The 18,698-nt window shown below is 67.2% G+C and carries 16 protein-coding genes; 7 read left to right on the top strand and 9 right to left on the bottom strand.

Annotated elements, in window-relative coordinates:
• Positions 1-9 precede the first annotated feature (9 nt).
• The 5 genes from T8K17_RS19665 to T8K17_RS19645 form a co-directional block, all read right to left on the bottom strand.
• Positions 10-579 carry a PadR family transcriptional regulator gene (locus T8K17_RS19665; RefSeq protein WP_322331423.1) on the bottom strand — a complete coding sequence of 190 codons (570 nt, stop codon included), beginning with the start codon at positions 577-579 and terminating at the stop codon, positions 10-12.
• Between the two features lie 208 nt (positions 580-787).
• The gene (locus T8K17_RS19660; RefSeq protein WP_028793031.1) at positions 788-994 is read right to left on the bottom strand and encodes a cold-shock protein; all 207 of its coding nucleotides are present in this window, start codon (positions 992-994) and stop codon (positions 788-790) included.
• 423 nt (positions 995-1,417) lie between these two features.
• The gene (locus tag T8K17_RS19655; protein ID WP_322331422.1) at positions 1,418-2,101 is read right to left on the bottom strand and encodes an SDR family NAD(P)-dependent oxidoreductase; all 684 of its coding nucleotides are present in this window, start codon (positions 2,099-2,101) and stop codon (positions 1,418-1,420) included.
• A 24-nt stretch (positions 2,102-2,125) separates the two neighbouring features.
• Complete coding sequence (locus T8K17_RS19650) at positions 2,126-3,787, bottom strand: thiamine pyrophosphate-dependent enzyme (protein WP_322331421.1); 1,662 nt, start codon at positions 3,785-3,787, stop codon at positions 2,126-2,128.
• A gap of 44 nt (positions 3,788-3,831) precedes the next feature.
• On the bottom strand, positions 3,832-6,132 hold the full coding sequence (locus T8K17_RS19645) for a xanthine dehydrogenase family protein molybdopterin-binding subunit (protein WP_322331420.1): 2,301 nt from the start codon (positions 6,130-6,132) through the stop codon (positions 3,832-3,834).
• A gap of 333 nt (positions 6,133-6,465) precedes the next feature.
• Between T8K17_RS19645 and T8K17_RS19640 the strand changes: the two genes are divergently transcribed.
• Positions 6,466-7,002 carry a hypothetical protein gene (locus T8K17_RS19640; RefSeq protein ID WP_322331419.1) on the top strand — a complete coding sequence of 179 codons (537 nt, stop codon included), beginning with the start codon at positions 6,466-6,468 and terminating at the stop codon, positions 7,000-7,002.
• Between the two features lie 70 nt (positions 7,003-7,072).
• The gene (gene nhaA / locus T8K17_RS19635; protein WP_322331418.1) at positions 7,073-8,323 is read left to right on the top strand and encodes a Na+/H+ antiporter NhaA; all 1,251 of its coding nucleotides are present in this window, start codon (positions 7,073-7,075) and stop codon (positions 8,321-8,323) included.
• A gap of 67 nt (positions 8,324-8,390) precedes the next feature.
• On the opposite strand, the gene T8K17_RS19630 is transcribed toward nhaA, so the two are convergent.
• Both T8K17_RS19630 and T8K17_RS19625 read right to left on the bottom strand, forming a co-directional pair.
• Positions 8,391-8,768: a hypothetical protein gene (locus tag T8K17_RS19630; protein WP_322331417.1), complete on the bottom strand. Its 378-nt coding sequence runs from the start codon at positions 8,766-8,768 to the stop codon at positions 8,391-8,393.
• The gene (locus T8K17_RS19625) at positions 8,765-10,144 is read right to left on the bottom strand and encodes an acyclic terpene utilization AtuA family protein (protein ID WP_322331416.1); all 1,380 of its coding nucleotides are present in this window, start codon (positions 10,142-10,144) and stop codon (positions 8,765-8,767) included. Before T8K17_RS19625 ends, T8K17_RS19630 begins: the two co-directional genes overlap by 4 nt.
• 272 nt (positions 10,145-10,416) lie before the next feature.
• On the opposite strand from T8K17_RS19625, the gene T8K17_RS19620 reads away from it, so the two are divergent.
• Positions 10,417-11,001 (top strand): cysteine dioxygenase family protein, encoded by a 585-nt coding sequence (locus tag T8K17_RS19620; RefSeq protein ID WP_322331415.1) that lies wholly within the window; start codon positions 10,417-10,419, stop codon positions 10,999-11,001.
• A 199-nt stretch (positions 11,002-11,200) separates the two neighbouring features.
• Here the strand turns inward: T8K17_RS19620 and T8K17_RS19615 are convergent, their stop codons facing one another.
• On the bottom strand, positions 11,201-12,736 hold the full coding sequence (locus T8K17_RS19615) for a long-chain fatty acid--CoA ligase (protein WP_322334989.1): 1,536 nt from the start codon (positions 12,734-12,736) through the stop codon (positions 11,201-11,203).
• A 127-nt stretch (positions 12,737-12,863) separates the two neighbouring features.
• Between T8K17_RS19615 and T8K17_RS19610 the strand changes: the two genes are divergently transcribed.
• Positions 12,864-14,981, top strand: a complete 2,118-nt coding sequence (locus T8K17_RS19610; RefSeq protein WP_322331414.1) for a 3-hydroxyacyl-CoA dehydrogenase NAD-binding domain-containing protein — start codon at positions 12,864-12,866, stop codon at positions 14,979-14,981.
• Between the two features lie 132 nt (positions 14,982-15,113).
• Here T8K17_RS19610 and T8K17_RS19605 read toward each other — a convergent pair whose 3' ends face one another.
• Complete coding sequence (locus T8K17_RS19605; RefSeq protein ID WP_322331413.1) at positions 15,114-16,253, bottom strand: 2-methylaconitate cis-trans isomerase PrpF family protein; 1,140 nt, start codon at positions 16,251-16,253, stop codon at positions 15,114-15,116.
• A gap of 132 nt (positions 16,254-16,385) precedes the next feature.
• On the opposite strand from T8K17_RS19605, the gene T8K17_RS19600 reads away from it, so the two are divergent.
• From T8K17_RS19600 to msrB, 3 genes are all read left to right on the top strand, one after another.
• Positions 16,386-16,898 (top strand): PAS domain-containing protein, encoded by a 513-nt coding sequence (locus tag T8K17_RS19600; protein ID WP_322331412.1) that lies wholly within the window; start codon positions 16,386-16,388, stop codon positions 16,896-16,898.
• An 84-nt stretch (positions 16,899-16,982) separates the two neighbouring features.
• Entirely contained in the window at positions 16,983-18,197 is a 1,215-nt protein-coding gene (locus tag T8K17_RS19595; protein WP_322331411.1) for a CoA transferase, read from the top strand.
• An 80-nt stretch (positions 18,198-18,277) separates the two neighbouring features.
• Positions 18,278-18,694, top strand: coding sequence for a peptide-methionine (R)-S-oxide reductase MsrB (msrB, locus tag T8K17_RS19590; protein WP_322331410.1), 417 nt, complete (start codon positions 18,278-18,280; stop codon positions 18,692-18,694).
• The last annotated feature ends 4 nt before the right edge of the window (positions 18,695-18,698 follow it).

The raw sequence follows: 18,698 nt of genomic DNA, 5'->3' as shown, positions 1-18,698 counted from the left end.
GCCGGATTCCTATTCTGCGGCTTCAGGGCGCCGCGCGCGATAGGCGCGCAGTTCCGCGATCAAGGGGCCTTTCTGGCTTTCCAGATAGTCGGCGGCGGCCCGATACAGGGAGATGCCGAAACCGGCCACGGTCTCGCGGCCGGGATCGCCGGTGCAGTCGTTCTGTTCCCGCGCGGCCATCTGCTCGGCGATGTGGTTCTGCTTGGCCCGGTACATGTCGACACGCTGGTCGATCAGCTCGATCACGCGGGCTTCGGGCAGGCGGGTGGCGAAGAACAGCAGGAACAGGAAGTCGGAGCGGAAGGTGTCCGCTTCCGGCGTCACGGTCAGCGCGGCGTCGACCAGCGCGTTGCCGGCCGGGGTGATCGAGTAAACCTTCTTGTCCGGTCGGCCGTCCTGTTCCTGGGCGCGCGCCTCAACGAGGCCTTCGGACAGCAGCCGGGACAGGGCGGGATAGATCGACCCGAAGCTCGCGCTCTGGAAATGCGCGAACGGACCTTCCTCGAACATCTTCTTGATTTCGTACCCGGTCGCGTCGCCCTTGGTCAGGACCGCGAGGCAGAGTGTGCGAACATCCATGGGCGCCTCGACTGCCAACATCTATCGGCTGGATACATATCGCCTCGATATATGTCGGATCGATATACGACTTTCAATAGTTTTGTGCAGTCGGCGGGAACGGGCAGGTGGAGTGGCGCGGTGGAACGGGGAAGGTCGGGACGCGCAAACGCAAACGGCGGCGCAGAATCTGCGCCGCCGCCTGAAATCTCGATGCGCCAGTGAATTCTCAGAGAGGGCTGAGATCCTCTGCCGCCATCTTCCCGTTGCGCTGCGGCTTCAGCTCGAAGGCGATAGCCTGCCCTTCGTCGAGGCCTTGCAGTCCGGAGCGCTGAACGGCGGTGATGTGAACGAACACGTCCGCGCCGCCGTCGTCCGGCTTGATGAACCCGTAACCTTTAGTGGTGTTGAACCACTTCACCGTGCCAGTGGCCATTCGATATGCACTCCACGTGATGCGTCCACCAATCTTGAAAGTACACCCTCTCAGGACGTTCGAGGGGGCCTTCAAAGGCGACCGCACGTACGTGGGACGACGTCTCGTCCCGTCTCCTCAGACGATGCCAGTCCCACCGGGACTTAGGCGATTCGTAAAGGTTAACGGGGAAATTGTCGATCAACAATATTTGAAACTGGCGTGACACTGCCGATTCGCGGCGCGGAGACTGTCCGTTACTTTTCCGATTTTTTAACAATATCCGAGGGTTGCATGGCGACGTTATCAGCACCCACTACGGTATTTTGTTGTGCCGCGACTCGCGTAACTGCGCGGCCTTGCGTCACTGCCCCACGGCAATTTTGTTAAGAATTGCGTCACCGTTCGCCTGATGCGCGAACACCGTGCAACCCGGCGGCCGGGCTAGAACTTCTCGACCCAGGGGCGGAGTTCGACTTCCCAAGCCCAGGCGCTGCGGTGCTGCTGGACGAAGTGCCAGTAGGTCTCCGCGATCGCGTCGGGGCTCAGCGTGCTGTCGTCCTCCTTCGCGCCGTAGGAGGAGGCGATGCCGCCGTCGATTACGAAATGCCCCACATGGATGCCCTGGGGGTGCAGTTCCCGGGCCAGGGCCTGGGCGAGGCCGCGCAGCGCGAACTTGCCCATGGCGAAGCTGGAGGAGTTGGGGAAGCCCTTCACCCCGGCCGAGGCGCCGGTGAAGAGCAGGGCACCATGCTTCTTGGGCAGCATCCGCTTCACCGCCTCCTGCGCCGCCAGATAGGCGCCGTAGCCGGTGATCAGCAGGGCGTCGCGCACCTTCTCCGGGTCGGTCTCGTGCACCGGCCCACGGACCCGGGCGGACGGGTTGTAGACCACGACCTCCGGCTCCCCGATGTCGCGGTCCACCGAGGCGAAGAGATCCGCCATGTCCGTCGGCGAGGCGGCATCGCAGGCATAGGCCGTCGCCCCGGTCTCCTTGGCGAGATCGGCCAGCTTGCCGGCGTTGCGGGCGGCGAGCGCCACCCTGTAGCCGTTGGCGGCGAACTTGCGGGCGAGCGAGGCGCTGAGGCCGGCGCCCGCGCCGATGATCAGCGCGGTCTTGTCGGACATGGGGTTCCTCCGGATCGGTCGGCGTCAGCCCTTCTTAGAGCCGCGCGTGGCGGTCGGTCTAATCACATCCCAGGGTTCGGGCATCTCGCCGACCGGAACCTCGATGATGGTCGGGCGGCGGGCGGCGAAGGCCTCCTTCACCTGGACCTCCAGCGCCTCCGGGGTCTCGGCCCGGCGGCCGTCGGCGCCATAGGCCTCGGCCAGCTTGACGAAATCCGGATTGGTGAAGGTCGAGGCGATGACCCGGTTGTCGTGCAGGTTCTTCTGCATCCGCAGCACATTGCCATAGGCGCCGTCGGCGAACACCACCGCCACCAGCGGCAGACCGTGATGGACCGCCGTTGCGATCTCGTTGGAGGTGAACATGAAGCCGCCATCGCCGTTCACCGACAGCACCGGCTTGTCCGGATGGGCCGCCTGGACGCCCAGCGCGGTCGCGTAGCCGTAGCCCAGTGTCCCCTGGTAGCCCGGGGTGACCATCATGCGCGGCCCGTAGACCGGGAAGCCGACGCGGCTGACATAGCCGACCTGGGTGAACTCGTCGACGAAGTAGCCGTCCTCCGGCAGCGCCCGGCGCAGCGCGTCCAGGAAGGCCATCTGCGGGCCGCAGATGTCGTGGAACCGCTGCCAGTAGCGGGCCTTGAGCGCCGCGAACTCCTCGGCGCGGGAGGCGCGGGCCGCATTATGCTTCGGCAGGGCGTCGAGGATCGCCCGTGTGGCGGTGTCGGCGTCGGCCAGGATGCCGATTTCCGGCTTGGCGATGCGGACCAGTTCGGTCGGGTCGAGGTCGATATGGATGACCTTCAGCTCGTCATCGGTGCCCCACATCATCCGCTCCGGCTGCATGCGGCAGCCGATGCCGATGACCACGTCGCAGCTCGACCAGTATTCCGCACCTGCCGGGTGCGGCAGGGCGTAGGGCGAGCGCTCGTCGATCACGCCGCGGCCGTTCTGATAGGAGACGACCGGCGCTTCCAGGGCGGCCGATAGTTCGCGCACCGCCTCGACCGCGTCATAGGCGCCGCCGCCGACCAGGATCATCGGGTTCTTCGCCTTGCCCAGCAGCTTGGCGGCGGCCTCGATCAGCTCGGGATCGGCCTCCGGATGGCGGATCTCGTAGGGCGCGACGGGGGCGACCATGGCGCGCTGCTCCAGCACGTCCATCGGTACTTCCACCGCAGCGGGGCGCGGACGGCCGGAGTACATGGCGCGGAAAGCGTCGGCGACCATGCCGGGGACCTCGCTGGGATGGTCTGCCCGGCCGGCGAACTTGGTCAGCCGCTCCAGGATGCCGAGCTGGTCGGGGATCTCGTGCAGCATGCCGTAGCCGCGGCCCATGGCCCCGGACAGGATCTGGCCGGTCAGCGCCAGCACCTTGGCGCTGCAGCCATAGGCGGTCGAGAGCGCGGCCCCGGTGTTCAGGATGCCCGGCCCCGGAACCACGGCGTAGGTGCCGACCTTGCCGGTCGACTGGGCCCAGCCGAAGGCCATGTAGGCGGTGCCCTGCTCGTGGCGGGCGTTGAGCACGCGGATCTCGTTGGAATGGTCGTGGAAGGCGTTGAACAGGTGGTCGAGCTGGATGCCGGGCAGGCCGAACACGGTGTCGATGCCGTGGGCGGTCAGCGCGTTCACCATCGCCTCCCCACCGGAGATCGGGCTGCTGGTCTTGGAGGGAGAGGCGGTCATGGTCGTTTCCTCGTTTTCGGTCGTCTTTTTGTCGATGATGTCTGTCAGGACCGGGCGTCGTGGATGGCGCGCCAGACCTTTTCCGGGGTCAGCGGCAGGTCGACATGCTCCACGCCGAGCGGGCGCAGGGCGTCGAGCGCGGCATTCACGATCACCCCGGGCGCGCCGATGGAGGAGACCTCGCCCACGCCCTTGGCGCCGATCAGGCTGTTCGGGCTGGCGGTCGGTGCCCAGTGCAGGTCGAACAGCGGCATGTCGTCGGCCCGGGGCAGGGCGTAGTCCATCAGCGAGCCGGACAGCACCTGTCCGGAGTCCGGATCGTGCACCATCACCTCCATCAGCGCCTCGCCGATGGCCTGGCCGATTCCGCCATGGAGCTGGCCGCGGGCGGTCTGCTCGTTGATCACCCGACCGAGATCGTCGACGCCGCTGAACCGGTCGATGCGGACATGGCCGGTGTCGGGGTCGACCTCCACCTCCACGGCATAGGAGCCGTTGGGGAAGGTGGTGTGCAGGCCTTCGAAATCGAGCTGGGCCATGCAGCCGGTGCCGAGATCGCCGTCATACTGTTCCGGCGGGATGCCATCCCAGCCGGCGGCGACGTCGGCGAGGCTGATCTTCCGGTCGGTACCGGCGATGCGGAAGTCGCCCAGCCCGTATTCGATGTCGACGGGAGCCGCCTCCAGCAAGTGGCCGGCGACCTGCTTGGCCTTGTCGAGCATGTGCAGGGCGGTGCGGTGGACGGTGTTGGCGGCGATCGGCATCAGGTTGGAGCCGCCGGTGCCGCCGCCCTTGGCGAGAAAGTCGCTGTCGCCCTGTTCGACGCGGATGCGCTCGACCGGGATCTCCAGCGCCTCGGCGGCGACCATGGCGAGCGCGGTGCGGTGGCCCTGGCCGGAATCCTGGGTGCCGGTGCGCACCAGTACCGAGCCGTCGGGCAGGGCGCGCACTTCCGAGCGCTCGGCGACCGACCCGCCGGTGGCGTGCATGTGGGTGCCGATGGCGAAGCCGCGCCGCTTCCCCGCCCGCTCGCTGTCCTGCTTGCGCCGGCCGATACCCTCGGCCTCGCTGATCTCGTGGATGCGGGCGAAGATGTTGGGGAAGTCGCCGCCGTCGATGGTCTCGCTCATCGCCGTCGTATAGGGCAGCAGATCGGGGGTGATCAGGTTGCGCCGACGCAGGTCCATCCGGTCGATGCCCAGCCGGTCGGCGGCGACGTCGATCAGCCGTTCCAGGGTGCCGCCGCTCTCCGGCTTGCCGGCCCCGCGATAGGCATCGGTGGTCATGGCGTTGGTGAAGACGCCGCGCACCCGGTAGTGCATCCCCGGGATCCGGTAGCAGTGGCCGAAGGTCCGCACCGCGCCGCCGGTGACGATGGCCGGGTTCACCGCGTTCCAATAGGCGCCGATATCGGCGAGCGCGTCGATCTTGAAGCCGAGGAACCTGCCCTCCGCATCCAGGGCGAGGGCGGCACGGTCGACCCGGCCGCGGCCCATGGCATCGGACACGAAACTCTCGGTGCGCGAGGCCTGCCAGGCGACGGGCCGTCCGGTCGCCTTGGCGGCGGCCAGGACCAGCACCTGCTCCGGATAGGGCCAGATTTTGACGGCGAAGCTGCCGCCCACATCCTCGGTGACGACGCGCACGAGGTCGGCGTCGACGCCCAGATACGTGGCCATCGCGCCCTTGAGCGACATCACGCCCTGGGACGGGGTGGTGAGCGTGTAGCGGCCGGTTTCCGGATCGAAGGCGCCAATGCAGCCGCGGGTCTCGATCGGCTGGATGGCGACGCGCGGGTGCCGCACGGTCAGCTCGATCACATGGGCGGCGGCGGCGAAGGCCGCCTCGGTCTCCTCCCGGTTGCCCTTCTCCCAGTCGATGGCGACGTTGCCCGGGACCTCCGGCCAGATCTGCACCGCGCCGTCGAAGGCCGATTCCGGATCGGTGACGCTGGGCAGCTCATCGATATCCAGCAGGATCGCCTCCAGGGCGTCTTCTGCGGTCGAGTCGGATTCGGCGAGGATGGCGGCGATCGGCTGGCCGACATATTTGACCTCACCCTCGGCCAGGACCGGCCGGCGCGGCTCGGCCATGGGAGAGCCGTCCGCATTGTTCACCGGCGACAGCGCCGTCATCGGGCCGATTCCGAACGCCGCCAGATCCGCCGCCGTCAGGATCGCGACCACGCCCGGCAATTCGCGGGCCGAGTCGATCTCAAGAGCCGAGATCCGCCCATGCGCGGCGGGGGAGCGCAGTACGCGCATCGACAGGGCGTCGGCCGGGCGGACATCCTCGACGTAACGGCCGCCGCCGGTCAGCAGTCGGGCGTCTTCAAAACGATGCATGGAGAGCCTGCGGTTCAGATGGGATGATCGACGGTGTCGCACCGCGATGCGTGCGAAGGTCGAGCCTCGCATGCGCCGATAGGCGATTGCCAGTGTTTTGCTTTAAGGATCTGTAAACCAGAATGTTCGATACACTGGCTGTGGAAACCGCGACGCTCGGACACGATGGCCTCAACTCTTCCAAACAATCTCGAAAAGTTGCTGAAGGAAGCCACCAAGGGCGTAGACGCTGTGGAGGCCTTCCGCTCTTACGTGAAGTTGCTCGATGCAGGGTACAAATCTGCCGAAAAACTTGGCTCGGAGATCCGCAAGCAGGAGAGAAACTATAATAGGTTGAAAGAGGACCACGCGTTCTTTTCCCGCCACCGCGCCAAGGTCGACGTGCTGCTGCGGGCGATGCGCGAAACCTTCGTGAATTCCACCAAGGCGCTGCGGACCCTGGAGGAACTGGCCCAGAACTATCCCGCTCAGTATGTCTTCGACGTCTGCAATCTCGGCTCGTACCGTCTCGGCTCGGTCCAGGGCTGGTCGTTCCTGAGCATCCAGTCGGCCTCGCGGACCGATGCGGACCAGAACTACGCCAACGCCGTGATCCCGGCGATCGCCCAGGTCCTTCCAAACCACCGCGACTATGTCGAGCTCCGCAACAGCGGCATCGAGGAGCGGATCCAGAGCGAGTTCGACAAGCTCAACGAGATGCGGCGGGTGAAGGCTGAAATCGACAACAATCTGCCGAAATGGAGCGACGCGATGAAAGCGCTGGCCGACGAGATGAAGCCGGCGGACATCGAACGTCTGAACGCTCAGGAGCGCACCGTTCAGGAGAAATTGAAGGCCGGGACCGTATTCAAGTTTGCGAACAGCGCCTGAATACCTAAATAGGGAGGATATAGACTCTCAAAAGCATCGCGGGCGCCAATCCGCGGGTATGGAGATCGCCATGACGACGACCCCCAATCTCGCGGCAGGGAAGCCTACGCTTGCCGCACTTTTCCATCACGAAGCGGCGCCGGGCGTTCTGCTCGCCATCGCCGCGGTGATCGCCCTGATCGCCGATAATTCCCTGTTTGCCGGACTGTACGATCGCCTGCTGCTCGCCTTCGTCTCGGTGACCGTCGAGGATGTCGGGATCGAGAAGCCGTTGCTCCTCTGGATCAACGACGGCCTGATGGCGATCTTCTTCTTCCTCGTCGGCCTCGAGATCAAACGCGAGGTGATCCAGGGCAAGCTGTCGTCGCTGCGGGCCGCGAGCCTTCCGGCGTTCGGCGCCATCGGCGGCATGGCGGTGCCGGCGCTGATCTACGTCGCCCTGAACGCCGCCACGCCGGAGACCCTCGGCGGCTGGGCGATCCCGGCGGCCACCGACATCGCCTTCGCGCTCGGCGCGCTCGCACTGGTCGGCTCGCGGGCGCCGGCGGGTCTGAAGATCTTCCTGCTGGCCCTGGCGGTGCTGGACGATCTCGGCGCAATCGTCGTCATCGCCCTGTTCTATACGGCCAACCTGTCCCTGGGCGCTCTCGGCATCGCCGCCGCCGGCTTCGCCGTGCTGCTGGCGATGAACCTGCTCGGGGTCAAGCGGATCGGCCTCTACATCGTGGTCGGCCTGGTGATCTGGGTTGCCGTGCTGAAGTCCGGCGTCCATGCCACGCTGGCCGGCGTTGTCGTCGCCTTCACGCTGCCGCTGCGCGGCAAGGAAGGCGAGTTCCGTGAAGGCGGTTCTCCCCTGGAGGTGCTGGAGCACGTGCTGCACCCGTGGGTCGCGTTCATGATCCTGCCGCTGTTCGCCTTCGCCAATGCGGGCGTCCCCCTTGCCGGGATGTCCGTCTCGGATCTGTTTGCCCCCGTGCCCCTGGGCATCGCCGCCGGTCTGGTGGTCGGCAAGCCGATCGGCATTCTCGGCGCCTGCTGGATCGCGGTGCGCCTCGGCTGGGCCAACCTTCCGGACGGCGTGAACTGGCTGAAGCTCTACGGCGTGTCCCAACTTGCGGGCATCGGCTTCACCATGTCGCTGTTCATCGGCACGCTGGCCTTCTCCGATCCGGCACTCCAGTCGGCTGTGCGTATCGGCGTGCTGGGCGGAACGATCGTCTCGATCGTGCTCGGCATGACGGCCCTGGCCTGGGCGCTGAAGGATCAGTCCCCGAGCACCGACACCCGTGCGGCCACGCCCGCCGAGGCCGGGCACGACTGACGCGGCTGGCACCGCCGCCAGGAAGCAGGGCGCACGGCCGCGATGTCCGGTCGTGCGCCCTTGTGATTCAGCGGGCGCCTTTCTCGGGGTGCAGCACCAGGTCCTCGGGCATGTCCACCTCCATCGCCAGCAGGTGGAAGGCGAAGGACTTGCCGTGGGTATCCAGGTTCAGCGCCCCGTTCACCCCGCCTTCCAGCACGTCGTCGATGACGAAGTTGAAGGCGGGGAAGGTCGGCAGCTCATAGCGGGTCACCGCGCTCGCGCCCTTATGGGCGAAGTGCTGCTTGACCGCCGCCTCCGTCACCTGCTCGCGCAGATAGGGGAAGGCAGCCTCGTGATACGGAATCAGGCTGATATTGACCCGGTTGCCCTTGTCGCCGGTGCGGCCATGGGCGACCTCGTGCAGCGGGACGCGCAGCACGCGGCGGTTCTTCTCGTCGGTCATCGGGCAGTCTCCTCGACGAGACGGGCGGAGGCCGAGACCTTGGCGCGGTCGACCAGGATGGAGGCCGTGGTGATCTGCGGCACGATGCGGTGCCGCACCCCGCCGCCGCCGGCGGGACCCGAGCAGTAGAGCGACAGCACCTCGTCGGCGATCCATTGGGCCATCTGCCTGTCCGGCCCCTTGGTCGCCATCCGGACCCGGTATTCGCCGTCGGTATCCCAGTCCGCGGCGCTCCGCAGGTCGCCGCCGTCTCCGTCGAAGGTGGAGACCGTGCCGATCAGGTCGAAGCGCAGCGGCCAGTTGGTGCCGAGATCGCGCACCCGGGTCTGCAGCGCCTCGATCGCCAGCTCCGCCCGGCGCCGGGCGTTCGGGCCGGCATAGGTGATCTCGCCTTCGCCCATCCAGCCGCCTTCGAAGCTGACCGTCGCCTTCAGGGTCGGCGGACGCTGCTTGCCCTTCGCCCCGGTGATCTTCACCCGGTCGGGGCCGACCTCCTCGATGGCCACGCCGGTGATGTCCAGCACCACGTCGGGGGTGAGGTAGTTGGCCGGGTCGTGCATCTCGTAAAGCAGCTGTTCCTTCACCGTGCGGTGGCTGACCAGCCCGCCGGTCTTGTCGGCCTTGGTTATGGTGACGGTGCCGTCGGCCTCCACCTCGGCGATCGGGAAGCCGACATGGCCGAAATCGGGGACGTCCTTGTAGCCGGGATCGGCGAAGTAGCCGCCGGTGACCTGGGCGCCGCATTCCAGCAGATGGCCGCACATGGTGCCGGCGGCGATGCGGTCGAGATCCTCCAGGCTCCAGCCGTGCTCGTGGATCAGAGGGCCCAGCGCCAGTGCCGGATCGGCGCAGCGGCCGACCACCACCACGTCGGCGCCCATGGCAAGCGCGTCCGCGATGGCCTGCGCTCCGAGATAGACGTTGGCGGCGACCAGCTTGCCCTCGGGCATCTCCAGTCCTTCCACCGCCTTGTGGCCGCGGATGTCGCCTTCGCTCATCACCGCGGTCAGGTCGTCGCCTTCCACGACGGCGACCTTGAGGCCGTCGATGCCTTCCTCCCTGGCCATCTCCAGGATGCGCTTCGCCCCGGCGCCCGGATTGGCGGCGCCGAAATTGGAGACGACCTTGATGCGGGCCGCCTTCGCCTTGGCCAGGACCGGGCGCAGGATGCGCTCCAGATACGGCGAGTAGCCCTTCGACGGGTCCTCGATCTTGGCCTGCTGGGCCAGCGCCAGGGTGCGCTCGGCCAGGGTCTCGTACATCAGGTAACGCGGCCCCTCGCGGGTGGCGAGCGTGGCGACGACGGGAACGGCGGCGTCCCAGCGGTCTCCGGCGAAGCCGGCTCCGCAGCCGATATGGACGGTCTTGCCCGACACGGTTTCCTCACTTGTGCTTGATGGATCCTTCTTGGTTGCCGAGAGGGTAGCCCCGGCGGGCGAGGGGCGTCGAGAGGCGGAAACTCGGTGCCCCGGTGTGCGGCGACGAACGGGCGACTCGTGACTGGATATGCAGTTTCCGATGGGGCGACAGGCGCCGGACGTCGCTGGGACTGGCGTTATGTATCTTTTTATCTGGTTTCAATCGATCCGGCCCCGCAATGACCTTGGTCGGCGTTTGCGGGTTTTGCCGGCCGGGTGCCGATGGGATGATGGCTGAAACCAAGAACGGAGTACCTGCGATGATCGAGACCCTGGTCGCCGATATCCGCCGCATCCTGGGCGAGGAGCCGGCGGGTGAGCCGATGCTGGCCGCCCTGACCGACCGGCTGGCGCCCCTGGCCCGCGACACCTCATGGATCGTCGACGAGCTGTACGAGACCGACGCCAATCAGGGCTTCGGTATCTCGGTCCTGCACGAGGAGGAGGATGACGGCTTCCTGCTGGAGACCGTGTGCTGGGAGCCGGGCCGGGGCGTGGCGCCGCACGACCACCAGACCTGGGGTGTGGTGATGGGGCTGGCGGGGGAGGAGATCAATGTCGACTGGCGGCGCCTCGACGACGGGGCGGAGCCGGGCAGGGCCTCCCTGGAGCAGGCGGGGGAGACTGTGGTAACCGGCGGCGTGGTGAAGACCTTCCGGCCGGACGACATCCACTCGATCCGCAACGATTCCGACCGGCCGTCCCTGTCGCTGCACCTCTACGGCCGCAGTCTCGCCAAGACCGACCGCAGCGAGTTCAACCCGCTGGCGGGAACGGTCGTTCCGTGTCCGAAACGGGTGCGACGGACGGGATAGGGGACCCGCTGACCCACCGAGGTGAGGTGAGGAATGAGGCGGAACAATATCCCTCCTCCGTCATCCCGGCGAACTCCGGGCTCGACCCGGAGATCGGCCGGGACCCAGCCCCGTCGCCTGGTCCAGGGTCCCGGCCCATCCCCGGATCAGGTCCGGGGCTGGCCGGGATGACGGCGAAAGGGGTATGGGCAGCCGGCCGCTAACTCAGCTCCCGCTTCAGGATCTTTCCCGTCGCGTTCATCGGCAGCGCATCCCGGAACTCCACGATGCGCGGATACTTGTGCGCCCCCATCTGGTCCCGCGCCCAGGCGATGAGGCTGCTTTCGCAGACCGCCGACCCGGGCGCCCGCACGGCGACCGCCTTGACCTCTTGGCCGTGCTCCTCATGCGGCACGCCGATCACCGCGACCAGGGAGATCTCCGGGTGGGAGATCAGGATCTCCTCCACCTCGCGCGGATAGACGTTCATCCCGTTGCGGATGATCATCTCCTTCTTGCGGTCGACGATGAACAGATAGCCGTCCGCATCCAGAAGGCCGATATCGCCGGTGTGGAACCAGCCGCCACGGAACGCCTCTGCCGTCGCCTCCGGGTCGTTCAGATACCCCTTCATCACGCAGTGGCCGCGCACGACCACCTCGCCGCGTTCGCCGGTCGGCATCGGGTTACCGTCATCGTCCACGATCCGCACCTGCACGCCCCAGAGCGGGGTTCCCACCGAGCCCGGCTTGCGCGGCATGCCCGGCGCATGGGTGGTGGCCGCCGGCGAGGTCTCGCTCAGCCCGTAGCCCTCGCGGATCTCGGTGCCGAAGCGGGCGTCGAACCGGCGCATGATATCCACCGGCATGGACGCCCCGCCCGAGGTCGCGCCCCGGATGCTGGCGAAGGCCTCGGCCCCGATGCCCTCCTTTTCGGCGTGGTTCAGCATCGCCCAGTACATGGTCGGCACGCCGGAGAACCGGGTGACACCCTCGCTCCGCATCAGCCGCAGGACCGTGGCGGCATCGAACTTCGGTACCAGCACCAGGGTCGCCCCGCCGGACAGTCCGGCCGCCATCTGGCAGATCTGGCCGAAGATGTGGAAGAGGGGCAGGGCCACCAGCAGCACCTCGTCGCTGTCCCAGGTTCCGTTGTTGCGGATCATCAGCGCGTGGATCAGCAGGTTGGAATGGGTCAGCTCCGCCCCCTTGGGCCGTCCAGTCGTGCCCGATGTGTAGACCACCACGGCGGTGTCGGCGGCCGAGCGGTTGACGGTGTCGAATGCGTCCACTTCGGCCGCGAGGTCGTCCAGGGACGGATGCCCGTCCACCGGCCGGGACCCGTCTTCCGCGGCGATCCAGGCGAAGTGCGCGCAACTCTGCGTCCGCTCGAACGCCGCCAGCCCCTCCCGGCCGATCTGCGCCGTCTCGGAGCCCACATGGCACAGCAAGGCGGCGGCTTTCGAATGGCCGAGCATGTAGGCGATCTCGTCGGCCTTCAGCAGCAGGCTGACCGGCAGCACGGTGGCGCCGGTCTTCAGGATGGCGAAATAGGCGATGGGGAAGGCGGGGAGGTTGGGGCAGGCCAGCGCCACGATGCTGCCCGGACCGATGCCGCGATCCGCCAATCCGGCGGCCAGCCGGCTCGCTGCGCGGTCGAGCTCCCGGTAGGTCAGTCGACGGGGGCCACAGACCACGGCCTCGCGCGCCGGATACAGCGCCGCCGAGGCCTCCAGCGCATGGGCCAGATTGACCATTGTCACGCCCGTCTCCTCCCGGTTGTATTTTTTCGATAGCGTCGCGGGCTTCGTGTCGTCTGGCAAGGTCCGGCGCAGCCTGATATCGAAGACGCAACGGAAAAGACCAAACCCGAGAGGAAACGAGATGAGCGCCGTGATCGAAGAGCGCCGTGGGCGTATCGCGCTGCTGCGGCTGAACAATCCGCCGGTGAACGGCCTGGGCTGGCCGGTGCGCGAAGGGCTGGACGCGGCGGTCGCCAGGCTAGGTGGCGATCCGGAGGTCGACGGGATCGTGCTGACCGGCGACGGGCGGATGTTCTGCGCCGGCGCCGACATCCGCGAGTTCGGCACCACCCCTCCGGAGCATGTGCGCCGTCTGACGCCGATCCTCGACGACATGGAAGGCCTCGACAAGCCGGTGGTCGCCGCCATTCACGGCGTGGCGGCCGGCGGCGGCATGGAGCTGGCGCTGGGTTGCCACTACCGGGTCTGCGGGCCGAAGACCAAGCTCGGCCTGCCCGAGGTCACCCTCGGCATCCTGCCGGGCGCCGGCGGAACCCAGCGCATGCCGCGGGTCGCCGGGGTGTCCAAGGCGCTGGAGCTGATCGTCTCCGGCCGGCTGATCTCCGAGAAGGAGGCCTATGAGGCCGGTATAGTCGACGAACTGGTGGACGGCGACGTCGCCGCGGTGATCGATGCGGCCGTCGCCGCCGCCGAACGGCTTGCCGCGTCGGACGCGCCGCTGCCCCGCTCGGGCCAGCGCACCGACAAGCTGCAGGAGGCCAAGGACAATCCGGGGCTGTTCGACGACTTCCGCAAATCCATGGCCAAGCGGGCGCGCGGCATGAACGCGCCCTATGCCTGTGTGCGCTGCGTGGAGGCCGCGACCCGTCTCGACCTCGCCGAGGGGCTGAAGTTCGAGCGCGCCGAGTTCGAGCAACTGGTCAACGCGGTGGAGGCGCAGTCCATGCGCCACGCCTTCTTCGCCGAGCGCGAGGTGGCCAAGATCCCCGACGTGCCCAAGGACACCCCGACCCGGCCGGTGCAGAAGGTCGGCGTCGTGGGCTGCGGCACCATGGGTGGGGGGATCGCCATGGTCTTCGCCAATGCCGGCCTGCCGGTGACGGTGGTCGAGAGTGAGCAGGCGGCTCTGGACGCGGGTATCGAGAAGATCAGGAAGAACTACGCCGCCACCGTCTCCAAGGGCCGGCTGGCCCAGGCGGCAATGGACAAACGCATGGGCCTGATCACCGGCACCACCGACATGGCGGCGCTGGCGGATGTCGACATGGTGGTGGAGGCCGTGTTCGAGGACATGGCCGTGAAGAAGCAGCTGTTCGCCAGGCTCGACGGCATCTGCAAGCCTGGCGCGATCCTGGCGACGAACACGTCGACGCTCGACGTGAACGAGATCGCCGCGGCCACCCAGCGGCCGCAGGACGTGATCGGGACCCACTTCTTCAGCCCGGCCAACGTCATGCGGCTGATGGAGAACGTGCGCGGCGAGAAGACCGCTGCCGACGTGATCGCCACGGTCATGGACCTGTCCAAGACCCTGGGCAAGGTCGGCGTGCTGGTCGGGGTCTGCCACGGCTTCGTCGGCAACCGGATGCTGCACCAGTATCTGCGCGAGGCGATGTTCCTGGTGGAGGAGGGCGCGCTGCCCCAGGACGTGGACCGGGTGCTGTACGATTTCGGCATGCCCATGGGACCGTTCGCCATGTGCGATCTGGCCGGCAACGATGTCGGCTGGCGGGTGCGTCAGGAGCAGATCAAGGCCAACGGCGGCAAGCCATCCAACGGGCGCTATTCCGGCACCGTCGCCGACAAGATCTGCGATCTCGGCCGGTTCGGACAGAAGACCGGCAAGGGCTGGTTCGCCTATGCCGACGGCCGGACGCCGCAGCCCGATCCCGAGGTCGAGGCGATCATCGTCGAGACGTCAAAGGAGCTGGGCATTGAGCGCCGATCGGTGTCCGACGAGGAGATCCTGGAGCGCTGCCTCTACCCGCTGGTGAACGAGGGCGCGAAGATCCTGGACGAGGGCATCGCCCTGCGGGCCAGCGACATCGATGCGGTGTGGATGCACGGCTACGGCTTCCCGCGCTACCGCGGCGGTCCGATGTTCTGGGCCGACAAGGTGGGGCTGAAGACCATCGCGGCGAAGCTCCAGGCCTTCGAAAAGGCCCACGGCCCCTGGATGGCCCCGAGCCCGCTGCTGCTGAAGCTGGCGGAAGAGGGCAAGGGGTTCGGGGACGTCTGATCCCGGTCCCCTTGCCCGCCCTCGTAAGGTACGCTCACTCCCCGGATTTATTCCGGGGCAACGCCTGAGCCGTGCGCGCAAGCTGAAGTCTTGCCCCGGAATAAATCCGGGGAGTGGGTTAGAGAAAACGGATCACCCGTGCGGCAGACGCACCCAGCCTTCCATCAGGCGCCGCTGGGTGCGTTCCACGGAGATGGCGCGCGCCTCCCAGGTGCCGTCCGCCGCCTGTCCCACATCGGCCGCCAGCTCCACGATCCCCGAGGGCGAGGCCAGCCGGACCTTCGGGTCGCTCCCCCGGCGCAGGCGATGCGGCACAGAGCCCACCACCCCGCAGGCCGCCGACAGGCACATCGCGCCCGTCCCGGTCACCGCCTTGTGGCATTTCTCCATCGAAAGGATGCGGATCAAGATGTCGTGGTCGGCGGCGGGGACCGGCTCCCCGGCGATGGTGGTGAAATCCGCCGGTCCGGCCAGGATGGCGATCTTCGGGTTGGACAGCGGCACGTCCTGGGGCCGTTCGGCCATGCCCATGGCGACACCCGCCTGACGCCGCAGGTCGTCCATCGCCGCCATGAAGGCCTTGTCCGCGTCCAGAGCGTCCGGGTGCTCCGTGCCGGTCTTGCCGAAGGCGGCGGCATCCACGAACACGACCGGGTTGGTCGCGTCCACCAGGGAGGATTCCACCCGCCCGATCCCCGCCACCTCGAAGCTGTCGACGGCGTTGCCCGTGGGCAGGAAGGCCCGGGTCATCGCCCCGCCCGGATGCACATAGTCGAGGCGCACCAGGGCGGCACTGCCCGACACCCCGGCCAGCACGTAGTCGCCGACCTCCACCGCCCGTCCGCCGCGCACCTCGAAATGGGCGTGGTAGATCTTCGAGGTGTTGGTGTTGAACACCCGCACCACCGTCGGCCCGTCGGGCACCGACACCAGCCCTTCGTCCACCGCGAAGGGGCCGACCGCGCTGGAGAGGTTGCCGCAGGTCTGGGCGTAGTCGACCAGCGGCTTGTCCACCACCACCTGGGCGAAGGTGAAGTCCACATCGGCGTCGTCGCGCTCCGACGGGGCGATGATCACCGCCTTGGAAACCGAGGAATAGCCGCCGCCCATCCCGTCCAACTGGCGGCCGTAAGGGTCCGGGCTGCCGATCACCGTCAGGAACAGGGCGTCCCGTGCCGCCTGGTCGGCGGGCAGGTCGCGGGCGTGGAAGAAGACGCCCTTGCTGGTACCGCCTCGGATGAAGACGGCGGGGATGCGATTCGGGTCGGTCATGGATGGGCCGTTCAGTCTTGGTCAGAGAAGGGCTAGCATTCGCCGGGAAGCGGTTTGAAGTCCATGGTTAACGGTGTAGGAGTCATCGATTGGGGTGAGACTGTCCGACATCTGCGAAAGCGTGACCCTGGCATGAAGGATCTGGAAGAGCGGGCGATCTGGTTGTCGTCGCAATCGGACGGCGCGTCCCTGGACAATCCGCAGCTTCTTCGGCTGTTCGACTACTGGAAGGCGGCCGCCCGGGGCGGACCGGCGCCCCGGCGCGACGATATCGACCCGCCGATCGACTTTCCGAGCTATCTGCCGACCACCATCATGTTCGATGTCGAGCGGCCGGAAGCGGGACCGCTGCAGTTCCGATACCGGCTCATGGGCACGCAACTGGTCGATTTCGCCGGCCGGGATCTCAAGGGGCTGACGCTGGAGGAAGCCTTCGGTGCGGATTCCACCCGTGACGTCGCGATCTACCGCCAGGTCGTTGAAACCTGCAGCTGCTACAGCGGCCAGCGGATCTCGATGATCGAAAGCCGGCAGATGTTCGAGCGCTACCGCCGGATCGTCATGCCGATCCTCGGCAACGAGTCCGGCCAGGTGGATCGGATCTGGACCTGGATCACCTACACGGAATTCTCCCCGGAACCGTGAGCAGAGACCCGACGGGTCTCGGCGTCTTCCGCTTTCGCCGCCCCGCCGTTAGGCTGCACCCGCTTACCCTTCGGGAGGATATCGGTGGCGAATGAGAAGACGTCCGGCGGCACACTCGCCGGGATCAAGGTTGTCGACTGCACCCGCGTGCTCGGCGGGCCGTACTGCACCCAGATGCTGGGCGACCACGGGGCCGAGATCATCAAGATCGAGCCGCCCCAGGGCGACGAGGTCCGCGACTGGGGCCCGCCGTTCGACGACGGCAAGGACGCCAGCTACTTTCTCGGCGTGAACCGCAACAAGCGGTCGCTCGCCCTCGACCTGTCCACCGACCGCGGCAAGGAGGTTCTGCTCCGCCTGCTGGAAGAGGCGGACGTCCTGGTCGAGAACTACAAGCCGGGCTCGATGGAAAAATGGGGCCTGGGCTACGAGGAGGTGCTGAAGGAGCGCTTCCCGAAGCTGGTCCACTGCCGGATCTCCGGCTTCGGTGCCGACGGGCCCTATGGCGGGTTCCCGGGCTATGACGGGATCATCCAGGCGATGGTCGGGCATTTCTCGATCAATGGCGCACCGGAGGCCGGCCCGGTCCGTCTGGGCATTCCGATGGTCGATATCGGCACCGGCCTGTACTCGTGCAACGCCATCCTGATGGCGCTGCTGGAGCGCGGGCGGTCCGGCCACGGCCAGTATATCGACATGACCCTGTACGATTGCGGTCTGGCGCTCATGCACCCGCATGTCGCCAACTACTCGCTGTCGGGCCGGGTGCCGAAGCTGACCGGCAACCAGCATCCGAACATCAGCCCCTACGACCTGTTCAAGACCGCCACCGTCGACATCTTCGTCGCCGGCGGCAACGACCGGGCGTTCAAGAAGCTCTGCAAGGAGCTGGGCAAGCCGGAGCTGGGCGACGATCCGCGTTACGCCACCAACGGCGACCGGCTGAACAATCAGGATTCCCTGCGCGCCGAACTGCAGGCTCTGCTGGCCGAAGTCGATGGCAACGAGCTGTGCGACCGCCTGCTGGCGGCCGGCCTGCCGGTCGGGCCGATGCGCAACACCGAGGAGGTGATGACCCATCCGCATACCCTCCACCGCGCCATGGCGGCGGAGAAGGACGGCTGGAAGGGCTGGGGCATCCCGATCAAGTTCTCCCGCACCCCCGGCGAGATCAAGCGCCGCCCGCCGCGTTTCGGCGAGCATGGCCGCGAGCTGCTGGAAGAGAACGGCTTCAGCGCCGAGGAGGTCGACGGCCTGATCGCCGACGGCACCGTACTCGAGGCGCGCCGCAAGTCGTGATCGACACCCGGCTCCGCTGACGGTGACGTCAGCGGGGTCGGGCACCATCTATATCGGGACCTGAGATTGAGGAGGATATGATGGCCGACAGGATCGAAAAGACCGATGCCGAGTGGAAGGCCCAGCTCACACCCGAGCAGTACAAGGTCGCGCGCAAGCACGGCACCGAGCGGCCCTTCGCCAACGCCTATCACGACAGCAAGACGCCCGGGACCTATGTCTGCGTGTGCTGCGGTCAGCCGCTGTTTGACAGCGAGACCAAGTACGACAGCGGCACCGGCTGGCCGAGTTTCTGGGCGCCGATCAGCGAGGAGGCGGTCGGCGTCAAGACCGACCGCTCGTTCTTCATGACCCGTACCGAGGTCCATTGCAGCCGGTGCGAGGCCCATCTGGGGCACATGTTCCCGGACGGCCCGGCCCCCACCGGCCAACGTTATTGCATGAATTCGGCCAGCATGGTTCTCCATGAAAAACAAAAGGATCAGGAAGCATCCTGATCCA

This window comes from Thalassobaculum sp. OXR-137 (assembly GCF_034377285.1).
In the GTDB taxonomy this organism is placed as follows: domain Bacteria; phylum Pseudomonadota; class Alphaproteobacteria; order Thalassobaculales; family Thalassobaculaceae; genus Thalassobaculum.
Note: the sequence above shows the minus strand (reverse complement) of the source record. Positions and strands in the feature narration are given on the sequence as shown.

What these genes read in the sequence shown, in the direction of transcription:
- T8K17_RS19665 (WP_322331423.1), bottom strand. Translation starts at nt 579, where the DNA reads ATGGATGTTCGCACACTCTGCCTCGCGGTCCTGACCAAGGGCGACGCG.
- T8K17_RS19655 (WP_322331422.1), bottom strand. Translation starts at nt 2,101, where the DNA reads ATGTCCGACAAGACCGCGCTGATCATCGGCGCGGGCGCCGGCCTCAGC.
- T8K17_RS19610 (WP_322331414.1), top strand. Translation starts at nt 12,864, where the DNA reads ATGAGCGCCGTGATCGAAGAGCGCCGTGGGCGTATCGCGCTGCTGCGG.
- T8K17_RS19630 (WP_322331417.1), bottom strand. Translation starts at nt 8,768, where the DNA reads ATGACCGACGAGAAGAACCGCCGCGTGCTGCGCGTCCCGCTGCACGAG.
- nhaA (WP_322331418.1), top strand. Translation starts at nt 7,073, where the DNA reads ATGACGACGACCCCCAATCTCGCGGCAGGGAAGCCTACGCTTGCCGCA.
- T8K17_RS19615 (WP_322334989.1), bottom strand. Translation starts at nt 12,736, where the DNA reads ATGGTCAATCTGGCCCATGCGCTGGAGGCCTCGGCGGCGCTGTATCCG.
- T8K17_RS19645 (WP_322331420.1), bottom strand. Translation starts at nt 6,132, where the DNA reads ATGCATCGTTTTGAAGACGCCCGACTGCTGACCGGCGGCGGCCGTTAC.
- msrB (WP_322331410.1), top strand. Translation starts at nt 18,278, where the DNA reads ATGGCCGACAGGATCGAAAAGACCGATGCCGAGTGGAAGGCCCAGCTC.
- T8K17_RS19600 (WP_322331412.1), top strand. Translation starts at nt 16,386, where the DNA reads ATGAAGGATCTGGAAGAGCGGGCGATCTGGTTGTCGTCGCAATCGGAC.
- T8K17_RS19605 (WP_322331413.1), bottom strand. Translation starts at nt 16,253, where the DNA reads ATGACCGACCCGAATCGCATCCCCGCCGTCTTCATCCGAGGCGGTACC.
- T8K17_RS19650 (WP_322331421.1), bottom strand. Translation starts at nt 3,787, where the DNA reads ATGACCGCCTCTCCCTCCAAGACCAGCAGCCCGATCTCCGGTGGGGAG.
- T8K17_RS19660 (WP_028793031.1), bottom strand. Translation starts at nt 994, where the DNA reads ATGGCCACTGGCACGGTGAAGTGGTTCAACACCACTAAAGGTTACGGG.
- T8K17_RS19620 (WP_322331415.1), top strand. Translation starts at nt 10,417, where the DNA reads ATGGCTGAAACCAAGAACGGAGTACCTGCGATGATCGAGACCCTGGTC.